Here is an 18778-nt window from a genome sequence, read left to right on the forward strand (position 1 = left end):
TCGCCGGCGCTGGTAGCGGGGCGCGCGGGGGATATCGTTTGTGCTGCCCAGTTGCAAATTGGGGAATTCGCGCCTGAAGGCGCTCCTACAAGCCTAGTCGGCTGCGTAAACGCGCTGCCCGTCGACCCACGTCGAGTTCACCTTGAGCGCCGGCAGGCGCGCAGCGTCGACGGACAGCGGATCGGCGTCGAGCACCACGAAGTCGGCGCTGAAGCCCGGCGCGAGGCGACCGATGTTTTCCTCGTCGAAGGACGCGAACGCGGCGCCGGCGGTGAAACCCTGCAGCGCCTGTTCCGGCGACAGCTTCTGGCCGGGCAGCCAGCCGCCGGGCGGCTTGCCATCGCGGTCCTGGCGCGTGACCGCGGAATACAGGCCCAGACGCGGGTCCACGGACTCCACCGGGAAATCCGAGCCCAGCGCCAGCGGCACGCCGAGCGCGCGCATCCGCTGCCAGGCATAGGCGCCGTAAAGACGTTCGCGGCCGACGCGGGCTTCGGCCCAGGGCATGTCCGAGGTGGCGTGCGTGGGCTGCATCGAGGCGATCACCTTCAGCGACGCGAATCGCGGCAGGTCGTCGCGGTGCACGACCTGGGCGTGTTCGACGCGCCAGCGGTGGTCGCCGTCGGCCTTCCCGCCCAGCACATCGGCATAGGTGTCGAGCACGATGCGGTTGCCGCGATCGCCGATGGCGTGGCTGGCCGGCTGGATGCCGCAGGCGTGGGCCTTGGCGACGCCGGCGGCGTAAGCAGCCGGCTCGGTCACCAGCAGGCCGCGGTGGCCGGGTTCGTCGCTGTAGTCCTCGATCAGCGCGGCGCCACGGCTGCCCAGCGCGCCGTCCACGTAGAACTTCACGCCGCGCATGGCCAGCCGGCCCGACGCGTGTTCGTAGGGGCCCATCGCGCACAGCGCGTCCAGCGCCGCGGCATCGCCGTTGGCATACGCGCGGATGCGCAGCGGCAGCTTGCCGGCGTCGGCGAAGCCCCGCATCAGCTGCAGGTCGGCCAGGGACACGCCCATGTCGTGCACGCCGGTCAGGCCATTGGCCACCGCGGCTTCGAGCGCTCGCTCCAGCGCTTCGCTGCGCAGGGCCTGGTCGGGCGGCGGCACGACGGCGTCCACCAGCGCCGCGGCGGTGTCGATGAAAACACCCGTCGCCTTTCCGGATTCGTCGCGCAGGATGCGGCCGCCTTCCGGCTGCCAGTCGCCGGACAGGTCGCGTTCGACGGCGCGCAGCGCGGCGCTGTTGGCCCAGCCGGCGTGCCCGTCCACGCGCTCGAGCCAGACCGGGCGGTCTGGGAAGGCGGCGTCGAGGTCAGCGGCGGTCGGGAACTGCTTGCCGGGCCAGTCGTTCTGGTCCCAGCCCCGGCCCAGCAGCCAGGCACCCTCGGGCAGCGTGGCTTCGAAGGCCTTGAGGCGCGCGATCACCTCGTCCTTGCTGGCCGCGTCCACCAGGTCGGCACGCAGCAGCGCGAATCCGAGGTTCATCAGGTGCGCGTGTGCATCCACGAGTCCGGGCACGACGGTTGCCCCACCCGCGTCGTGGCGCGTCGCCTGCGGGTAGCGCGCCGAAAGGTCCCGGGCGCTGCCTACGGCCAGCACACGGCCCTTCGCGTCCCAGGCCATGGCTTCCGCGACGGGCGCATCGGCAAGGCCGGTATGGATGCGTGCGGCGACGAGCAGGTGCTCGCCCTCGGCGTGGGCCAGGCCGCTTGCCGCCGCCAGGCTGATCAACAGGCAAATCCGACGCATCGACATCTCCCGGGCTTTCCCGAAAATGGGGTCAGAGAACATTAACGTTTCAAGCAGTGTTTGAAACGTTAATGTTCTCTGACCCCATTTTGAGCCAGGTGAGGGTGTGGTGGGCCAGTGTGGGGGCGCCGCGGCCAAGCAGGGGGTCGACGTGGCCGCCGGGGATACGCCAGGCGGTGGCGTCCCAGGCCTTCGCAAAGTCCAGGGAAACCTGTGAAGGCACGTCGCGGTCCGCTTCGGAAATGAGCAGCAGCACCGGCACCGCCGGCCTTGCCAGGGCAACGCCGGCACGGGCCTGGTCCAGCGCCGCGCCCGACTCGTCGCGCCAGCGCCGGAACGCAAACAGGGCCGCGGCGTCATCGGCGCCCGGCAGTGCCCGTCGCGTGCCTTCCAGCGAAGCCCGGCGTCCCCAGGGAACCACCGGCGGCGACGCCGGCGCGGCCGGCAGGCCGCCGGGCGGCATCGGGTTCACCAGGACCAGCGCGTCCGCGCGGTCGGCGCTCATCGCCGCCAGCAAACCACCCAGGCTGGCTCCCACCAGGACGCGCGGCCGCGGCACCGCATCGAGCCAGTGCGAGACCTGCATCGAATAATCGGCAAGGGTCGTTTCCGCCAGGCCCGCCGCTGCAGGCCGGAGGTCGGGCGCGGCCACCGCGATCCCGGCCGCGCTGAAGACCCGGGCCCACGCGGCCCACTCCCAGCCGCCGCCCCCCGCGCCATGCACGAACACCGCCCCCCGGAACTCCCCGGCCACTGCAAACTCCTCCCGTCGCGACCCTCCGGGCCGCCAGCCCCGGCAGTCTAAGCCAGCGGTTGACCCGGACCGGCCGGAGTGGAAGGCTAGGCGCCCCGGCTCCTGCCGGGCGTCCGCCATGACCGACGCGCGGTCGCGTTCGACGACCCGAAAGGCAGCGCCATCGCGCCGCCGACCATGACGGCCCAACCACCCACCCACGGGAGGAACGGCCTCATGTCGTACAGCACGCAACAGATCCGCAACGTGGCCCTGGCAGGCCACTCCGGCGCCGGCAAAACCACCCTGTTCGAAGCCCTGCTGTTTGCCGGCGGCGCGATTCCCGCGGCAGGCAGCCTCGAACGCGGCAGCACCGTGTCGGACTTCGACCCGATGGAAAAAGCCCGCGGCCATTCGCTCAACACCGCGATCGCGAGCACCGACCACGCCGGCATCCACGTCAACCTGATCGACACGCCGGGTTATCCCGATTTCCGCGGCCCGTCCCTGTCGGCGTTCTCCGCGGTGGAAACCGTCGCCATCGTCGTCAACGCCGCCACCGGCGTCGAATACGGAACGCGGCGGATGATGGATTACGCGAAGGCGCGCAACCTGTGCCGCGTTCTGGTGGTCAACAAGATGGACGTCGACCCCGGCCACCTGCCGGTGCTGCTGGAAGAGCTGCGCGAGGCCTTCGGCCCCGAATGCCTGCCGATCAACCTGCCGGCCGAAAAGGGCACGCGGGTCGTCGACTGTTTCTTCAACCCCGAAGGCGACTCCGACCTCGGCCCGGTCGCGGACGCGCACCAGCGCATCGTCGACCAGGTGGTCGAGATCAACGAACAGGTGATGGAACGCTACCTCGAGGACGGCGAGGAAGGCCTGTCCGGCCAGGCCCTGCACGACGCCTTCGAGCAGTGCCTGCGCGAAGGCCACCTGGTGCCGGTGTGTTTCGTTTCCGCGCGAAACGGCGTCGGCGTTCGCGAACTGCTCGATCTGGCCGAAAAACTGTTCCCGAATCCGATGGAGGGAAATCCCCCGCCCTTCGAGAAGAACGGCCAGCCCTTCGAAGCAAAGCCCGACGCCGGCGCACACGTGGTCGCCGACGTCTTCAAGATCGTCAACGACCCCTTCGTCGGCAAGCTCAGCGTGTTCCGGGTCTTCCAGGGCACGGTGCGCCGCGACAGCCAGTTGTTCATCGACGACGGCCGCAAGCCCTTCAAGGTCGGCCACCTGTTCAAGCTGCAGGGCAAGGACCACGTCGAGATCGACCAGGCTCTGCCCGGCGACATCGCCGCCGTCGCCAAGGTCGAGGACATCCACTTCGACGCCGTGCTGCACGACAGCCACGACGAAGACGACATCAGGCTCAAGCCACTCGATTTCCCGAAACCGATGTTCGGCCTCGCCATCGAGGCCAGCACGCGCGGCCAGGAGCAGAAGCTGGCCACCGCCCTGCACAAGCTGGCCGAGGAGGACCCGGGCTTCCTGGTCGAACACAACGCCGAACTCAACGAAACCGTGATCCGCGGCCTGGGTGAACTGCACCTTCGCGTGATGCTCGAACGCATCCGCGAGCGCCATGGCGTCGCGGTGACCACCCGGCCGCCCTCGATCGCCTACCGCGAAACCATCGGCGCACCCGCCGAGGGCCATTACCGGCACAAGAAGCAGACCGGCGGCGCCGGCCAGTTCGGCGAAGTCTTCCTGCGCGTCGAACCGCTGGAGCGCGGCAAGGGCTTCGAGTTCGTCGATGCGGTCAAGGGCGGCACCATCCCCGGCCAGTTCATCCCGGCGGTGGAGAAAGGCGTGCGCCAGGTGCTCGACGGCGGCGCCATCGCCGGCTACCAGCTGCAGGATGTGCGCGTGACCGTCTACGACGGCAAGTACCACAGCGTCGATTCCAAGGAAGTGGCCTTCGTCGCCGCCGGCAAGCGCGCCTTCCTCGACGCCGTGCTCAAGGCCCGCCCGCAGGTGCTCGAGCCCATCGTCGACCTGGTGGTCAGCGCGCCCGAGGAGCACATGGGCGACATCACCGGCCAGCTGGCCGGCAAGCGCGCGCGCATCCACGGCACCGACGCCGGTCGCGGCGGCGAAATCCTCGTCAAAGCCCAGGTGCCGCTGTCGGAACTGACCGACTACGCCACCGAACTCAAGGGTGCCACCGCCGGCCGCGGCCGCTACGAACTTGAGTTCAGCCACTACGAGCCGGTGCCCGTTGGCGTGCAGAAACAGTTGGTGGAAGCCTACCGGCCTCGACACGACAACGACTGATGGCGGTTAGACTGCAGGCGCGAGCCCTTTGGTCGCGCCTTGCAGGTAACGGATGAAACGTGTCGCCCCCCTCTTCGTCGCGCTGGTGCTGAGCGTGCTGCTGGCCCTGGTCGCCTACCGCGTGTCGGTGCACTACGCCACGGTGCCGACCGCGGACGACCAGACCCCGCCGCGAACCGCGCCGGCGGATCGCCCCGAGCCCCTGCCGATGGGCAGGACGCCGATCGGTCCGGGCCCGCTGCCGCCGGAACAGGCGCGCGCCGCCGACGCCATCGAACGCGCCCGTCCGATCCAGGCGGCCGTGGACCAGTTCTATGCGCGCGAAGGCACCTGGCCGCGCAATCTCGCGCAGCTGGGCCTGGGGTATCCCGACGACCACGAAGGCGGCCCGGTGGCCGCGATCAGCGTGCATCCCTTCGGCGAGGTCGCCATCGCGATGAAGCCGCACGTGGCCCGCGGCGGCGTGATCCGCCTCACCCCAACCGTACTGCCCGACGGCAACCTGGCCTGGAACTGCCGCGCCAGCAACTACGCCGCGGCGACGAAGCTGCCCAGCTGCCGATGACCGGCCGCGCTCACTCGTAGCTCAGCGCCGTGCTGCGCCCCCAGAAGACCCGGTAGGCGAAAACCGTGTAACCGATGATCATCGGCAGCGTCACCAGCGCGCCGGCCAGGATGATCTTCAGCGATCCCGGCGCCGCGGCGGCATCCCAGAATTCGATCCGGTCGATCACCAGGTAGGGATACACGCTGTAGGCCAGGCCGGCGAAGGCCAGCACGAACATGCCGATCGCCGCCGCGAACGGCACCCAGTCCCGGCCCTTGCCGCCGCGGCGGATGCGCCGCAGGTGGCTTTCGCACAGCGCGAACAGGCCGGCGGTGAGCAGCGGCACCGGCATCAGCAGGAAGAAGTTGGGCAGCGCGAACCACTTCTCGAAGATGCGCGGCGACACGAAGGGCGTGGCCACCGACACCGCCGCGATGCCCAGGCCGGTCAGCCACAGCGCCCACCAACCCCAGCCGGCCGCCTGGCGCACCAGCGGGCCTTCCATCTTCAGCAGCAGCCAGGTGGCGCCGAGCAGCGTGTAGCCCGCGGCCAGGCAAAGGCCAATGAACAGCGCGAACAGCACCGGCACCAGCCCCGGCTCGAAACCCACGACATAGCGCCCCACCATGTAACCCTGCGCCAGCGCCGCCGCCAGCGAGCCCAGGCTGAAGGCGGCGTTCCACAGCACCCGGTGTTCGTCGTGCGCCTTGGCCCGGAAATCGAAGGCGACGCCGCGCAGGATCAGGCCCAGCAGCATCACCAGCACCGGCAGGTACAGCGCGCCCAGGATCACCCCGTGCGCAACTGGAAAAGCCACCAGCAGCAGGCCGACGCCCAGAACCAGCCAGGTTTCGTTGGCGTCCCAGAACGGCCCGATCGACGCGACCATGCGGTCCTTGCCGGGATTGTCGGCGAAGGGCACCAGTATGCCCACGCCCAGGTCGTAGCCGTCGAGCACTACGTACACGAGCATGGCCAGGGCCATCAGTCCCATGAAGATCAGCGGCAGCCAGGCGTCCATCGGAGCTCCGGGTCAGGTTTCATCGGGTTCGCCGCGGGCAGCGGTGATCGGCGGCGCGACGGTCGCGCCGGACTTGCGGGCCAGGTGGAACAGCACCGACACATAGGCCACCAGCAGCACGAGGTAGATCACCAGGTAGGCGGTGAGGCTGAGCCCGACGATCGGCGCCGGCGTCGCCGACACCGCGTCTGCGGTGCGCAGCACGCCGGTGACCAGCCAGGGCTGGCGGCCGATTTCAGTGACGTACCAGCCGGCCAGGGTCGCCACCCAGCCCGAGAACGTCATACCCACCAGCACCCGCGCCAGCCAGCGCGAGGGTTCGCCGCGGCGACGCAGCTGCCAGGCCGCGAGCCAGGACACCGCCAGCATCAGCATGCCCACGCCCACCATCACCCGGAAGCCCCAGAACACCGCGAACACCGGCGGGTGGTCCTCGAAGCTGTCCAGGCCCTTGAGTTCACCGTCGAGTTTGTGGGTGAGGATCAGCGCTGCGAGGCCGGGGATTCCGATCGCGTAATCGTTGCGGCGCTCGACTTCGTTCGGCCAGCCGAACAGCAGCGCCGGCGCACCGCGTTCGTCCTCCCAGATGCCTTCCATCGCCGCAACTTTGGCCGGCTGGTGTTCCAGCGTGTTCAGGCCGTGCTGGTCGCCGGCGAAGATCTGCACCGGGATCAGGACCGCCGCCATCAGCACGCCGGTGCGCAGCGTCGCCGCCACGTCGGCCCCGCGGTCGCCGCGAAGCCAGCGGAACGCCGACAGCCCGGCCACCAGGAAGGCGACGGTCAGGCCCGAGGCCAGCAGCATGTGCACCAGCCGGTACGGGAAGGACGGGTTGAAAACGATCGCCCACCAGTCGGTCGGATGCACGACGCCGTCGATGATTTCGAAGCCGGCCGGCGTCTGCATCCAGGAGTTCAGCGCCAGGATCCAGAACGCCGACAGCGTGGTGCCCGCGGCCACCAGCACCGTGGCCAGCGTGTGCACGCGCTCGCCCACGCGCTTGCGGCCGAACAGCATGATGCCGAGGAATCCCGCCTCGAGGAAAAACGCGGTCAGCACTTCGTAGGCCAGCAGCGGCCCGGCGATGTTGCCGACGGTGTTCATGTAGCCCGGCCAGTTGGTGCCGAACTGGAAGCTCATCGTGACGCCGCTGACCACGCCCATGCCGAAGCTCAGCGCGAACACCTTCACCCAGAAGAAGTAAGCCGACAGCCATTTCTCGTCGCCGGTGCGCAGGTAGCGCAGCTTGAAGAACAGCAACACCCAGGCCAGCGCGATCGTGATGGTCGGGAACAGGATGTGGAAGCTGATGTTGGCCGCGAACTGGATGCGCGCCAGCATCAGGGCGTCCATGGCGCCGCCGGCGTCCATCAGCGCGACTCCGGCGCCGGGTCGGCGGACGCAGGCTTGTCGGGTGACCCGAGCAGGCGCTCCTTCATGTCCAGCAGCCTGGTCGCGGTGCTGCCCAGCGCCATCAGCTTCTCGAGCGTGGCCGGCGACAGCTTGCGCACTTCGGCGAACCAGTCGGTGAGCTGCTCGATCAGGTCGTGCATCTCGCGCATGCGCGCCTGCGCGTGGCGCTCTTCGGCCGAGTCCGGGGTTTCGAGCAGCGCGTCGCGCAGCATCGAAAGCGTCGGGTCAACTTCCCGGCGCTGGCGCTCCTCGGCCAGGGTCTTGAAGATGGCCCAGACGTCCTCGGGCGCGGTGTAGAAGTCACGGCGGTCGCCCGGCTGGTGGCTCAGGCGCACCAGGCGCCAGGACGACAGCTCCTTCAGGCCCATGCTCACGTTCGAGCGGCTGACGCCCAGCCGGTCGGTGATCTCGTCGGCGGTCAACGGCCGGGCCGAGATGAACAGCAGGGCGTAGATCTGCCCCACCGTGCGATTGATGCCCCAGCGGCTGCCCATTTCGCCGAAATGCAGCACGAAGGCCTGGCTGAGCGGGGGGAGGTCCATGGCGCCATCCGTAGTTTCAGAAATTTCTGAAACATTAAATGACATAGGTCAAGCCAGCGCAAGCGGCCAAGGCGGAACGTTCAGCCACCCATCACGCACCGAGCCCACGCTTTTGTAGGAGCGGCTTCAGCCGCGAAGCAGTTCTTCGCCGAAGGCGAAGTCAAAAGATTCGCGGCTGAAGCCGCTCCTACAAAGGCCCTGGTCAGTTGGCGAAGCGGTAGCTCAGCTTGACCAGCAGCTGCTCGGCATCGCGCAGGCTGGTCGCATCGCCCAGCAGGTCGGCCAGGGGCCGGCTGCCGTCCTCGAGCAGCGCGCCGCCGCGCCCGTAGACCACGTAAAGATCCGACAGCGGCGCCAGTTCGTAGCGGTAGCGCACCTGGAAGCCCAGGTTGGCCAGGCTGAAGTCCGGGATCGGGTCGTTCGTGGGCACCGGCCGGCCACCGGGGCCGACCTGCCAGGCCTGGCGCAGGCGGGCGTCGAGTGCGATCGACTCCAGCTTCACCCGCAGTTCCTGGCGGTGGCCCAGCTGCCACTGCAGGTTCAGCGCCAGGCGCGCGGTGTCGGCCCGGAAGCTGCCCAAGCGGTCACCGCCGCGCCACAGCAGCCAGTCGGGCGCGTGTTTGAGGGCGAACGTACCCTGCACCGCCAGGCTGTCGCTGATGTGCAGGGTCGGTTCGATGCCCAGCTCCAGGCCCATGCCTTCGGCGCCCTCCAGACCTTCGCCGGCCGCGCGGGCCCAGCCCTTCAGGGCCCAGGCGCCCTGGCGCGGGCGCGAACGTTCCCAGTTGGCGTACAGCTTTTCCGCCACCCGCAGCACGCCGTTGCCGCGCGTGATCAGGTCGTCGTGGCCGCTGGACCAGGCCGCGACCTCCCAGAACTCGCTGCCACCGTCGCGGCGATCGGCCTGCCGGTTGATGGCCGCTGCTTCGGCGATCACCGTGCCCTGCCCGTTGCGGCGGTTGGACAGGGCCCAGCGGGTTTCCCAGGAGGAGTAGCGCGAGTCTTCGGCGAAACCGGTGCGGCGGCGCGCCAGCTCATAGCGCACGTAGTTGAAGTCGTTGCGGTCGAGGTAGCCGATGTCGTTGAGCTGCAGCTCGTCGCCCAGGTGCAGCAGGTACAGCTGCTGGCGCCAGCCGTCGCCCAGCGCGTGGTCGGCGCGCAGCTGCCAGCCGAAGTCGTCCCTGCGCGTGCCGGCCTGGTCGACCGACGAGGCCACCGCCTGCGTCCGGATCACCCAGGCCGGATCCGGCGTCCACAGGTGGTCGGCCGAATAGACCGTCGCCACCCGGTCCAGGAACGGTCGTTCGACCCGGCTGAGCATCACGCCCAGGTCCTGGTCGCCGAAATCGCGGGTGGCGCGCAGCGCGTAGAAGTCGCGACCCACCTCGTCGCCCTCGGCTGCCGCCAACAGCCCGTAGCGCACCTGGCCCAGGCTGCCGTTGAGCTTCACCGCCGCGGTGACGTCGCCCGACCCGCTGCCGTCGTCGGCCGGGCCGCCGATGCGCCGGGTGTAGAGCAGCCGGCTGTTGCCCACCCCGAAGGGCACGTCAAAAAGCCCCTGGTTTTCGGTGAAAAACGGCCGCTTGTCGCCGAAGAAGGTTTCGACCGCGCCGAAGTTCACCACCAGGTCGTCGCTCTCGACCTGGCCGAAATCCGGATTGATCGTCGCCGACAGCTGGAACTGGCCGTTGGGCTTCCAGAACAGGTCGGCGCCCGCGTCGAAGTCGCTGCCGCCGCCGACAGCGTCGTGCACGCCGACCACGTAGGGCGTGACCGCGAGCAGCGCCTGTTCGTAGTGCGGGATACGCACCTTGTGGAACTCGGACAGGAAGGTGGGGTTCTGGTAGCTGATCTTCGGCCAGCCGTAACGTTCGCCGGTGCTGCCGACGACGCGGTCGAGGTAGACGCCGATCGTGCGTTCGCCGCCCTCCGGCCGGGCCATCGGCGCAACGTGCCAGGGCACCAGCATTTCCACCGACCAGCCCTGCTCGTCCTGCGTCACGGCGTGGTGCCAGTGGCCGTCCCAGTCGGTGTTGAAGCTGCGTTCGCTGGTGATCACCTCGTCGCTGATGCCGCCGGCCACGGTGACCATGAAGTCGTAGCCGGTGCGGCCGTCGCCGTCGAAATCCACCATCAGGTTCACCCGGTCCAGCGCGCCGCCCTGGTCGCGGCGGGTGCGCTGGGTGGTGCGCGGCACGCCCGGCGGCTGTTCGGCGCGGAACGCCACGGCCAGGCCGCGGGGCGTGGCCAGCAGCCAGGCTTCGGTGCGCAGGGCCGGTTCGCCGCCGTCCAGCGGCTGCACGCGCACGAATTCAGTGACGTGGCGCGCCTGCGTCCATTCGGCGGGATCGATGCGGCCATCCACGGTGACCGCGGCGGCGGGCAGGCTGCACGCGGCCAGGGCCAGCGTGAGGGGAAAGCGTGGGGAGTTCATGTTGGGGCCAAAGACGTGACGCGGCATGCTGGGGCAATCCGCCGGGAGGGTGTGAGGGCCGTAAGTAACCCCCGGCATTTGTAGGAGCGCCTTCAGGCGCGAATCTTTTTGCTTTGCCTTTGGCAAAGAAGGGCGTAGCGCCGGCAGGCGCTCCTACAGGGACGTTCAGGCTTTCTTCTTGGCGGCCTTCTTCTTGCCCTTCTTGGGCTGCAGCATGGTGCCGGTGCACTTCGGCGAGCCGCAGCGGCAGGCCCAGATGGCCTTTTGCCTGGCGGTATGCGCTTCGACCAGGGTGATGCCGTAGTTGTAGGTCAGCTCTTCGCCCGGGGCGATGTCACGCATGGCCTCGATGTAGATGCGGTCCTTGCGCTTCTTGCCGGTATCACTTTCCTCCCAGACCGCCTCGCAGTTCGGCTCGCAGCTGTGGTTGATCCAGCGGGCGACGTTGCCGTCGACGTTGGCGTCGATCACGTACTTGTCATTGAGCGTGAACAGGAAGGTGTGGCCGGTGTCGGGATCTTCGGCGTAGAACTCGTCGGCCTCGTCATGGGTCCGCAGCAGCCCCTTGTAGCGCACCACGCGTTCGCCCTTGGCGATGGCGTCGGTGGCGAAGACGCCGTTGCCGTGGATGGCCGAGCGGCGGGCTTCGATCTTCTTGGGCATGCGCGGGTCCAAACGTCCTGGGGGTGGTCATTGTCCCCGAAGCGTGGCCCGCTTCACACCCCGTTTATTGAGCCGGCCGGATCAAAAGCGTACAATTTCGGTCCTGATTCGAACGCCAGGCCCGACGCCATGCTCCGCGTCACCAAGCTAACCGACTACGCCACCGTCATCCTGGTCGCCCTGGCCCGGACGCCCGGCCGCGTGCACAGCTCGGCCGAACTGGCCGAACTGGCCCGGCTCGAGGCGCCCACGGTCGCCAAGGTGCTCAAGCCCCTGGCCCACGCCGGGCTGGTGGAAAGCTTCCGCGGTGCGGCCGGCGGCTACCGGCTGGCGCGCCCGGCGGCCGACATCCCGCTCATCGCCATCGTCGAGGCCATCGAAGGCCCGCTGGGCATGACCGAATGCTCCGGCGAACACTCCAGCTGCGAACACGAGCCGCACTGCGGCGTGCAGGTCCACTGGCGCCGCATCAACGACGTCATCGCCGAAGCCCTCGGCGGCATCACCCTGGCCGAAATGCTGCCGGCACCGCCGGCACGCAAGGCCATCCCCTTACGCCTGGCCCCGGCAGGAGGCTGACATGGCCATCGAAAACCAACAGATCCACGAACGGCTGGCGCGTCGCTACGACGCCGGCTTCGTCACCGACATCGAATCGGACACCTTCCCGCCCGGCCTCAACGAGGACATCGTGCGCGCGCTTTCGGCGAAGAAGGAGGAGCCCGAGTGGATGACCGAATGGCGCCTGGCCGCCTACCGGCATTTCCTCACGATGCCTGTGCCGGAATGGGCCAAGCTCGAGATCGCGCCGATCGACCTGCAGGCGCTGAGCTACTTCAGCGCGCCCAAGGGCCCGAAGTACAAGTCGCTGTCCGAAGTGCCGCAGGAGCTGCTCGACACCTACGACAAGCTCGGCGTGCCGCTGCACGAACGCGCGAAGCTGGCCGGCGTCGCGGTCGACGCGGTGTTCGACTCGGTGTCGGTCGGCACCACTTTCCGCAAGGAGCTCGCCGAAAAGGGCGTGATCTTCTGCTCGATGTCCGAGGCCATCAAGGAGCACCCGGAGCTGGTGCGCCAGTACCTGGGCAGCGTGGTGCCGGTCGGCGACAACTACTTCGCGGCGCTCAATTCCGCCGTGTTCTCGGACGGCTCGTTCGTGTTCATCCCCAGGGGCGTTCGCTGCCCGATGGAGCTGAGCACCTACTTCCGCATCAACGCCGGCCACACCGGCCAGTTCGAGCGCACGCTGATCATCTGCGAGGACAAGGGCCACGTGTCCTACCTCGAAGGCTGCACCGCGCCGCAGCGCGACGAGAACCAGCTGCACGCGGCCGTGGTCGAGCTGGTGGCGCTGGAAGACGCCGAGATCAAGTACTCGACGGTGCAGAACTGGTACCCGGGCGACGAGAACGGCGTCGGCGGCATCTACAACTTCGTCACCAAGCGCGGTGAATGCCGCGGCGCGCGTTCGAAGATTTCCTGGACCCAGGTCGAAACCGGTTCGGCGATCACCTGGAAGTACCCCAGCTGCGTGCTCAAGGGCGACGACTCGGTCGGCGAGTTCTATTCGGTGGCGCTCACCCACCACCACCAGCAGGCCGACACCGGCACCAAGATGATCCACCTGGGCCGCAACACCAAGTCCAAGATCATCTCCAAGGGCATCAGCGCCGGCCGCGGCCAGAACACCTACCGCGGCCTGGTCAAGGTCGAGAAAACCGCCGCCAACGCCCGCAACTACACCCAGTGCGACAGCCTGCTGATCGGCAAGAAGTGCGGCGCGCACACCTTCCCCTACATCGAGGTCAAGCACCCGACGGCGACGGTGGAGCACGAGGCCACGACCTCGAAGATCAGCGAGGACCAGCTGTTCTACTGCCTCAGCCGCGGCATCGGCGAGGAGGACGCGGTGTCGATGATCGTCGATGGCTTCTGCCGGCAGGTGTTCCGCGAACTGCCGATGGAGTTCGCGGTGGAGGCCAAGAAGCTGCTGGAAGTGTCGCTGGAAGGCGCCGTCGGCTAGTCCCTCCCGCAAAGAACCGGATTCTGGAAAAGACCATGTTGAAAATTGAAAACCTGCACGTGAGCATCGGCGGCAAGGAGATCCTGAAGGGGCTGAGCCTGGAGCTCGCGCCCGGCCAGGTGCACGCCATCATGGGCCCCAACGGCGCCGGCAAGTCCACGCTGGGCAACGTGCTGGCCGGCCGCGAAGGCTACGAAGTCACCGAAGGCTCGATCGAGCTCGAAGGCCGCGACCTGCTGGCCCTGGAACCCGAGGAACGCGCCGCCGCCGGCGTTTTCCTGGCCTTCCAGTACCCGGTCGAAATCCCGGGCGTGAACAACACCTACTTCCTGCGCACGGCGCTCAACGCCCAGCGCAAGGCGCGCGGCGAGGAGGAGCTTGATTCCATGCAGTTCCTCAAGCGCGTGCGCGAGAAACTTTCCGTGCTCGACCTCAAGGACGAGCTGCTGCACCGCGGCGTCAACGAAGGCTTCAGCGGCGGCGAGAAGAAGCGCAACGAGATCTTCCAGCTGGCCCTGCTCGAACCGAAGCTGGCGATCCTGGACGAAACCGACTCGGGCCTGGACATCGACGCGCTCAAGGCCGTGGCCGACGGCGTCAACCTGATGCGTTCGCCCGACCGCGCCTTCCTGGTCATCACCCACTACCAGCGCCTGCTCGACTACATCAAACCCGACGTCGTGCACGTATTGGCCGACGGCCGCATCGTCGAGTCGGGCGGCCCGGAACTGGCGCTCGAGCTCGAGGCCCACGGTTATTCCTGGGTCCGCGACCGGATCGCGCCGCAGGCGCCGGCGACGCCATGAGCGTCCTGGTCGAATCATTCCGCAGGGAATTCGACGCCCTGCCGGCGACCCTGGTGGACGCCCAGGGGCTGGGCGAAAACCGCCGCGCGGCCCTGGCCGCGGCGACGGCCGATGGCCTGCCGGCCGCCCGCGTCGAAGCCTGGAAATACACCTCGCTGCGGGCGCTGGCCAACCGCGCCTTCGAGCCCGCCGCCGATGCCGCCCGGATCGACGACGCCCTGCTGGCCGCCATTCCCGCGCCGCGCCTGGTGTTCGTCAACGGGCGTTTCGACGCTGGCCTGAGCCAGCTCGACAACCTGCCCGACGGCGTTGAACTGCGCCCGCTGTCGCAGGCGCTGGCCGGCAACGACCCGCGCGCGGTGTCGGTGCTCGCCCGCCGCTATGAACGCGCCGACGAACCCTTCGCCCGCTTCAACGCGGCGCTGGCGATCGAAGGCATGCTGCTGCGCCTGCAGGCCGGCGTTTCGGTGACGACGCCCCTGCACGTGGTTTTCGTCGGCGCTCCCGGTGCCGCCGACCAGGCCGCGCACCTGCGCCACCTGGTGGAGCTGCGCAAGGGCGCCTCGCTGACCCTGGTCGAACACCACCTCGGCGGCGGCGCCCATCGCCACCTCGCGAACCACCTCACCCACGTGCACCTCGCCGGCGGCGCCTCGCTCCGGCATGCGCGACTGCAGCAGGAAGACGCCGGCGCGACGCTGTTCGCGCGCACCGACGCGGTGCTGGCCTCGGACACCGCCTATCGCCGCGTGGACCTGGAGCTGGGCGCGGGCCTGTCCCGCCACGAACTCAACGTGGACCTGCAGGGCGAAGGCGCGGCGCTGCATGCCGGCGGCGTCCTGCTGGCCGACGGCCGTCGCCACCTCGACACCCGCCTGGGCATCCGCCACCAGGCCCGCGACACCCGCTGCGAACTGCCTTGGCGCGGCCTGGCCGATGAACGTGGCCGCGCCGTCTTCCACGGCGGCATCGAGATCCGCGCCGGCGCCGATGGCAGCGAAGCCGAACTGTCGAACAAGAACCTGCTGCTGTCCGAATCCGCTGAAATCGACAGCCAGCCGGTGCTGGTGATCCACGCCGACGAAGTGAAGGCGGCGCACGGCGCCACCGTCGGCCGCCTGGACGAGACCGCGCTGTTCTACCTGCGCAGCCGCGGCCTGCCGGCGGCGCAGGCGCGGGTGCTGCTGATGCAGGCCTTCCTGCGCGAACCCCTGCGCGTGCTCGGCGACGCCGGGCTCGCCACCCTGCTGGGCGACACCGTCGCCGCGCGCCTGGGCACCGGCGGAACCACGCCATGACGGCCGCCACCCGCCCGGACTGGTCGCAGGTGCGCGCCGATTTCCCGGTGCTCACGCGCCAGGTGCACGGCAAGCCGCTGGTGTACCTGGACTCGGCCAACACCTCGCAGAAGCCGCAGCCGGTCATCGCGGCCATGGACGCCTTCTACCGCGAGCACAACGCCAATGTTTCCCGCGCGGTGCACGCCCTGGGCAGCGAGGCTACCGAGGCCTATGAAGGCGCGCGCCGCCGGCTGGCGGCCTTCGTCAACGTGCCGGCCGACGAGCTCATCCTGACTTCGGGCACCACCTTCGGCATCAACCTGGTGGCCTACAGCTGGGCGCTGCCGCGGCTCAAGGCCGGCGACGTGATCCTGCTCACGCGCATGGAGCACCACGCCAACATCGTGCCCTGGCAGCTGGCCTGCGAACGCAGCGGCGCCAGCCTGCGCGTCGTTGAGCTGGCGCCCGACGGTTCGCTGGACATGGACGACCTGCGCGCCAAGCTCACCGGCGACGTTAAGCTGCTCGCCTTCACCCACGTATCGAACGTGCTCGGCACGGTGAACCCGGTGGCGGAGATTTGCCGCCTGGCGCGCAAGCAGGGCGTGGTGACGCTGGTGGATGGCTCCCAGGCGCTGCCGCACCGCGCGGTCGACATCCCGCTGCTGGGCTGCGATTTCTACGCCTTCACCGGCCACAAGATGCTTGGCCCCACCGGCACCGGCGGCCTGTGGGCGCGGCGACAGCACCTGCGCGAAATGCCGCCTTTCCTCGGCGGCGGCGAGATGATCAAGGAAGTGCGCTTCGAAGGCACCGTGTTTAACGAACCGCCGCACAAGTTCGAGGCCGGCACGCCCAACATCGCCGGCGTCGTTGGTCTGGGCGCCGCCGCCGACTACCTGTCTGCGGTCGGCATGGATGCGATCGAAGCCCGCGAGCAGGAGCTCCTTGCGGCCGCCACCGAACGCCTCTCCGCGATCGAGGGCCTGCGCATCCTGGGAACTGCACCGGGCAAGGCCGCGGTCATCAGCTTCCTGGTCGACGGCGCACATGCCCACGACCTGGCCACCCTGCTCGACCTCGAAGGCATCGCCGTGCGCTCGGGCCACCACTGCGCGCATCCGCTGATGGCGCACTTCGGCGTACCGGCGACCTGCCGCGCCTCGCTGGCCTTCTACAACACCGAGGCGGAAGTGGAAAAACTCGCCGCCGGCATCGAAAAAGTCCGCAAGCTGCTGCTTTGACGCCAGAATGAGCCAGGTTCATTCCTTTCCCGGTCCCCGCGCATGAGCTGGCTGCCTCCGCTTGAGTTCCGCGCCGCGACGCCGGCCGACGTCGGTGCGATCGTCGACCTGGTCGAATCGGCCTACCGTGGCCATGTCAGCCGCGCCGGCTGGACCACCGAAGCCGACCTGCTAGACGGTCGTCGCACCAATGCCGAGGACGTGCTCGGCCACATCGGTCGCCCGCAAAGCCAGATCCTGCTGGCCTTCCGAGGCGGTCGCCTGCAGGCCTGTGCGCACGTGGCGGTCGAAGACGGCGCCGGCTACTTCGGCATGTTCTCGGTGGTGCCCACCCTGCAGCGAACCGGCCTGGGCAAGCAGATGATGGCCGAGGCCGAACGAATCGCCCGCGACGAATACGGCATGCCGCTGATGCGCATGACCGTTATCGACGTTCGCGAAGAGTTGATCGCCTGGTACGAACGCCGCGGCTACCGCCGTACCGGCATCAAGAAGCCGTTTCCCTACGGCGACGAGCGTTTCGGCATCCCGCTGCGCGACGACCTGCGCTTCGAAGTCCTGGAGAAAACGCTGTGAGCCAATGGGTGCGCGTCTGCGCCACGTCCGAACTGTTGCCCGGCGAATCGCAGGTAGCCTGGGACGGCGACACGCCGATCCTGGTGGTCAATCTCGACGGCGACCTGTACGCGGTCGAGGACAAGTGCACGCACGAGGACTTCGAACTCAGCGCCGGCGCCATCGAAGGCGGCGAGGTCGAATGCACCCTGCACGGCGCCCGGTTCGACCTGCGCACCGGCGAGGCCCTGTGCGCACCCGCGTACACGCCGGTGGCGCGTTTCCCGGTGAAAGTGGAAGACGGCGCCGTCTGGACCCGCGACGACCGCTGATCGCGGCCTCTGTGTAGGAGCGCCTTCAGGCGCGAATCTTTTCTTTGCCAAGGGCAATGTCAAAAGATTCGCGCCTGAAGGCGCTCCTACAAAAGGTCCTTGGCCTGCAGTTTCGCGAGCAACAGCTCGCCGCCGCCTTCGAGGATCAGCCGCGACGGGCCGTCAACGTCGGGCAGCAGAAGCACGCTGTCGGCCTGTTCCAGGCGCAGCGGGCGGGCCAGGTCCTTGAACCAGGCCTGGCCACGGATCAGATGCACCAGCCAGGTGGTCCCCGCATCGGCGAAAAACACCATCGGCCCCACCAGCGGGCGGTGCAGCAGGGTCGCGTCCACGGCGTCGCGGCGCCACATCAGGTTGAAGTCGTGGGTCGGCCCGGCGATCAGCTCGGCGCGCAGCGGACGTTCGCCGGCGAAGCGGATGCGGTCGTGCGGCGGCAGCAGCGTCGTCGATTCGCCGTCGTCGAAATGCAGGTGCATGCCCTCGCCCGCCATCAGGACCAGTTCGCGGTCGACGCCGGGGAAAGCTGAAAACGGCGCGTCCTGGTCGATCTCCGCGATCGAGGCGCGCCAGCTCCAGTCGGCGCTGCCCTCGGGCTGGCGATGGATTTCGCGCGTCCAGCCGCGTTCGTTGCGCCAGCGCTCGCGGCGGTATTCCTGCGCGGGCAAGTGCAGCAGGCGCATCAGGCCGCCTGCAGCGCCAGCAGGGCGCGGCTGGAACGGGCCAGCGACTCGGCCCAGGAAAAACCGACGATCTCGCGCCCGCTGCCGGCGTCGCGGAACACCTCGACCTCGCCTTCCGGCAGCAGGTGCCGGTAGTCCACCGTCAGCTCCTCGCCAGCCGCCAGGTCACGGGCCGCGAAGATGAAGCCCAGGTGCCACAGCCCATTGGGCTCGAAGCTGTGGTTGACGAAACATTCGTCCGGCCAGTCCAGGCTGACCGTGCACTGGTCCTCGAACCAGCGCACGCTGGCGGCCATCGCGGCCTCCGCGTCCGGTCGCGCACGTACTTCGTCCCAGCGCTGGGTGCCGCGGATGTCGTCGGGCGCGACGACCACCCGCCCGCGCGCCACCGGCGCCTCCAGGAACAGGCCCTTGCCGGCTCCCGGTATGCCCGAGGCGGCGATGCGATACGGCGGCAGGATCATGCCGCGCAGTCTATCGCA

At 68.9% G+C, this 18778-nt stretch carries 18 protein-coding genes; 9 read left to right on the top strand and 9 right to left on the bottom strand.

Going from position 1 to position 18778, the window contains the following annotated elements:
- Positions 1-93: 93 nt before the first annotated feature.
- A complete protein-coding gene (locus tag ACE3TE_RS07310; RefSeq protein WP_374603600.1) occupies positions 94-1749 on the bottom strand; it encodes an amidohydrolase in 1656 nt (551 codons plus the stop codon).
- Positions 1750-1798: 49 nt separating this feature from the next.
- Positions 1799-2503 carry an alpha/beta hydrolase gene (locus tag ACE3TE_RS07315; protein ID WP_374603602.1) on the bottom strand — a complete coding sequence of 235 codons (705 nt, stop codon included), beginning with the start codon at positions 2501-2503 and terminating at the stop codon, positions 1799-1801.
- A 216-nt stretch (positions 2504-2719) separates the two neighbouring features.
- On the opposite strand from ACE3TE_RS07315, the gene fusA reads away from it, so the two are divergent.
- Both fusA and ACE3TE_RS07325 read left to right on the top strand, forming a co-directional pair.
- Positions 2720-4756, top strand: a complete 2037-nt coding sequence (gene fusA, locus ACE3TE_RS07320) for an elongation factor G (protein WP_374603604.1) — start codon at positions 2720-2722, stop codon at positions 4754-4756.
- Between the two features lie 52 nt (positions 4757-4808).
- Positions 4809-5321 (top strand): pilin, encoded by a 513-nt coding sequence (locus ACE3TE_RS07325; protein ID WP_374603606.1) that lies wholly within the window; start codon positions 4809-4811, stop codon positions 5319-5321.
- A gap of 10 nt (positions 5322-5331) precedes the next feature.
- Here the strand turns inward: ACE3TE_RS07325 and ACE3TE_RS07330 are convergent, their stop codons facing one another.
- From ACE3TE_RS07330 to ACE3TE_RS07350, 5 genes are all read right to left on the bottom strand, one after another.
- Positions 5332-6324: a cytochrome d ubiquinol oxidase subunit II gene (locus ACE3TE_RS07330; RefSeq protein WP_374603608.1), complete on the bottom strand. Its 993-nt coding sequence runs from the start codon at positions 6322-6324 to the stop codon at positions 5332-5334.
- A gap of 12 nt (positions 6325-6336) precedes the next feature.
- Positions 6337-7695, bottom strand: a complete 1359-nt coding sequence (locus tag ACE3TE_RS07335; protein ID WP_374603609.1) for a cytochrome ubiquinol oxidase subunit I — start codon at positions 7693-7695, stop codon at positions 6337-6339.
- Positions 7695-8279, bottom strand: coding sequence for a GbsR/MarR family transcriptional regulator (locus ACE3TE_RS07340; protein WP_374603611.1), 585 nt, complete (start codon positions 8277-8279; stop codon positions 7695-7697). Before ACE3TE_RS07340 ends, ACE3TE_RS07335 begins: the two co-directional genes overlap by 1 nt.
- A 202-nt stretch (positions 8280-8481) precedes the next feature.
- Positions 8482-10713, bottom strand: a complete 2232-nt coding sequence (locus ACE3TE_RS07345; protein ID WP_374603613.1) for a DUF5916 domain-containing protein — start codon at positions 10711-10713, stop codon at positions 8482-8484.
- Positions 10714-10878: 165 nt separating this feature from the next.
- Positions 10879-11376: an SET domain-containing protein gene (locus ACE3TE_RS07350; protein WP_374603615.1), complete on the bottom strand. Its 498-nt coding sequence runs from the start codon at positions 11374-11376 to the stop codon at positions 10879-10881.
- A gap of 129 nt (positions 11377-11505) precedes the next feature.
- On the opposite strand from ACE3TE_RS07350, the gene ACE3TE_RS07355 reads away from it, so the two are divergent.
- The 7 genes from ACE3TE_RS07355 to ACE3TE_RS07385 are packed head-to-tail and all read left to right on the top strand — an operon-like array spanning position 11506 to position 17616.
- Positions 11506-11955, top strand: a complete 450-nt coding sequence (locus ACE3TE_RS07355; RefSeq protein ID WP_374603617.1) for an SUF system Fe-S cluster assembly regulator — start codon at positions 11506-11508, stop codon at positions 11953-11955.
- A gap of 1 nt (position 11956) precedes the next feature.
- The gene (gene sufB, locus ACE3TE_RS07360) at positions 11957-13399 is read left to right on the top strand and encodes a Fe-S cluster assembly protein SufB (RefSeq protein WP_374603619.1); all 1443 of its coding nucleotides are present in this window, start codon (positions 11957-11959) and stop codon (positions 13397-13399) included.
- A gap of 35 nt (positions 13400-13434) precedes the next feature.
- Positions 13435-14205 carry a Fe-S cluster assembly ATPase SufC gene (sufC, locus tag ACE3TE_RS07365; RefSeq protein WP_374603621.1) on the top strand — a complete coding sequence of 257 codons (771 nt, stop codon included), beginning with the start codon at positions 13435-13437 and terminating at the stop codon, positions 14203-14205.
- Entirely contained in the window at positions 14202-15503 is a 1302-nt protein-coding gene (gene sufD, locus ACE3TE_RS07370) for a Fe-S cluster assembly protein SufD (RefSeq protein WP_374603623.1), read from the top strand. The genes sufC and sufD overlap by 4 nt, the downstream gene beginning before the upstream one ends.
- Positions 15500-16729, top strand: coding sequence for a cysteine desulfurase (locus ACE3TE_RS07375; protein ID WP_374603625.1), 1230 nt, complete (start codon positions 15500-15502; stop codon positions 16727-16729). The genes sufD and ACE3TE_RS07375 overlap by 4 nt, the downstream gene beginning before the upstream one ends.
- Positions 16730-16780: 51 nt before the next feature.
- A complete protein-coding gene (locus tag ACE3TE_RS07380) occupies positions 16781-17305 on the top strand; it encodes a GNAT family N-acetyltransferase (RefSeq protein WP_374603650.1) in 525 nt (174 codons plus the stop codon).
- Positions 17302-17616 carry a non-heme iron oxygenase ferredoxin subunit gene (locus ACE3TE_RS07385; RefSeq protein WP_374603627.1) on the top strand — a complete coding sequence of 105 codons (315 nt, stop codon included), beginning with the start codon at positions 17302-17304 and terminating at the stop codon, positions 17614-17616. The genes ACE3TE_RS07380 and ACE3TE_RS07385 overlap by 4 nt, the downstream gene beginning before the upstream one ends.
- An 86-nt stretch (positions 17617-17702) precedes the next feature.
- Here ACE3TE_RS07385 and ACE3TE_RS07390 read toward each other — a convergent pair whose 3' ends face one another.
- Positions 17703-18296 carry a HutD family protein gene (locus ACE3TE_RS07390; protein ID WP_374603629.1) on the bottom strand — a complete coding sequence of 198 codons (594 nt, stop codon included), beginning with the start codon at positions 18294-18296 and terminating at the stop codon, positions 17703-17705.
- On the bottom strand, positions 18296-18760 hold the full coding sequence (locus ACE3TE_RS07395; protein WP_374603630.1) for an SET domain-containing protein-lysine N-methyltransferase: 465 nt from the start codon (positions 18758-18760) through the stop codon (positions 18296-18298). The genes ACE3TE_RS07390 and ACE3TE_RS07395 overlap by 1 nt, the downstream gene beginning before the upstream one ends.
- Between the last annotated feature and the right edge of the window lie 18 nt (positions 18761-18778).

The organism is Arenimonas sp., from assembly GCF_041919775.1.
Lineage (GTDB): Bacteria > Pseudomonadota > Gammaproteobacteria > Xanthomonadales > Xanthomonadaceae > Arenimonas.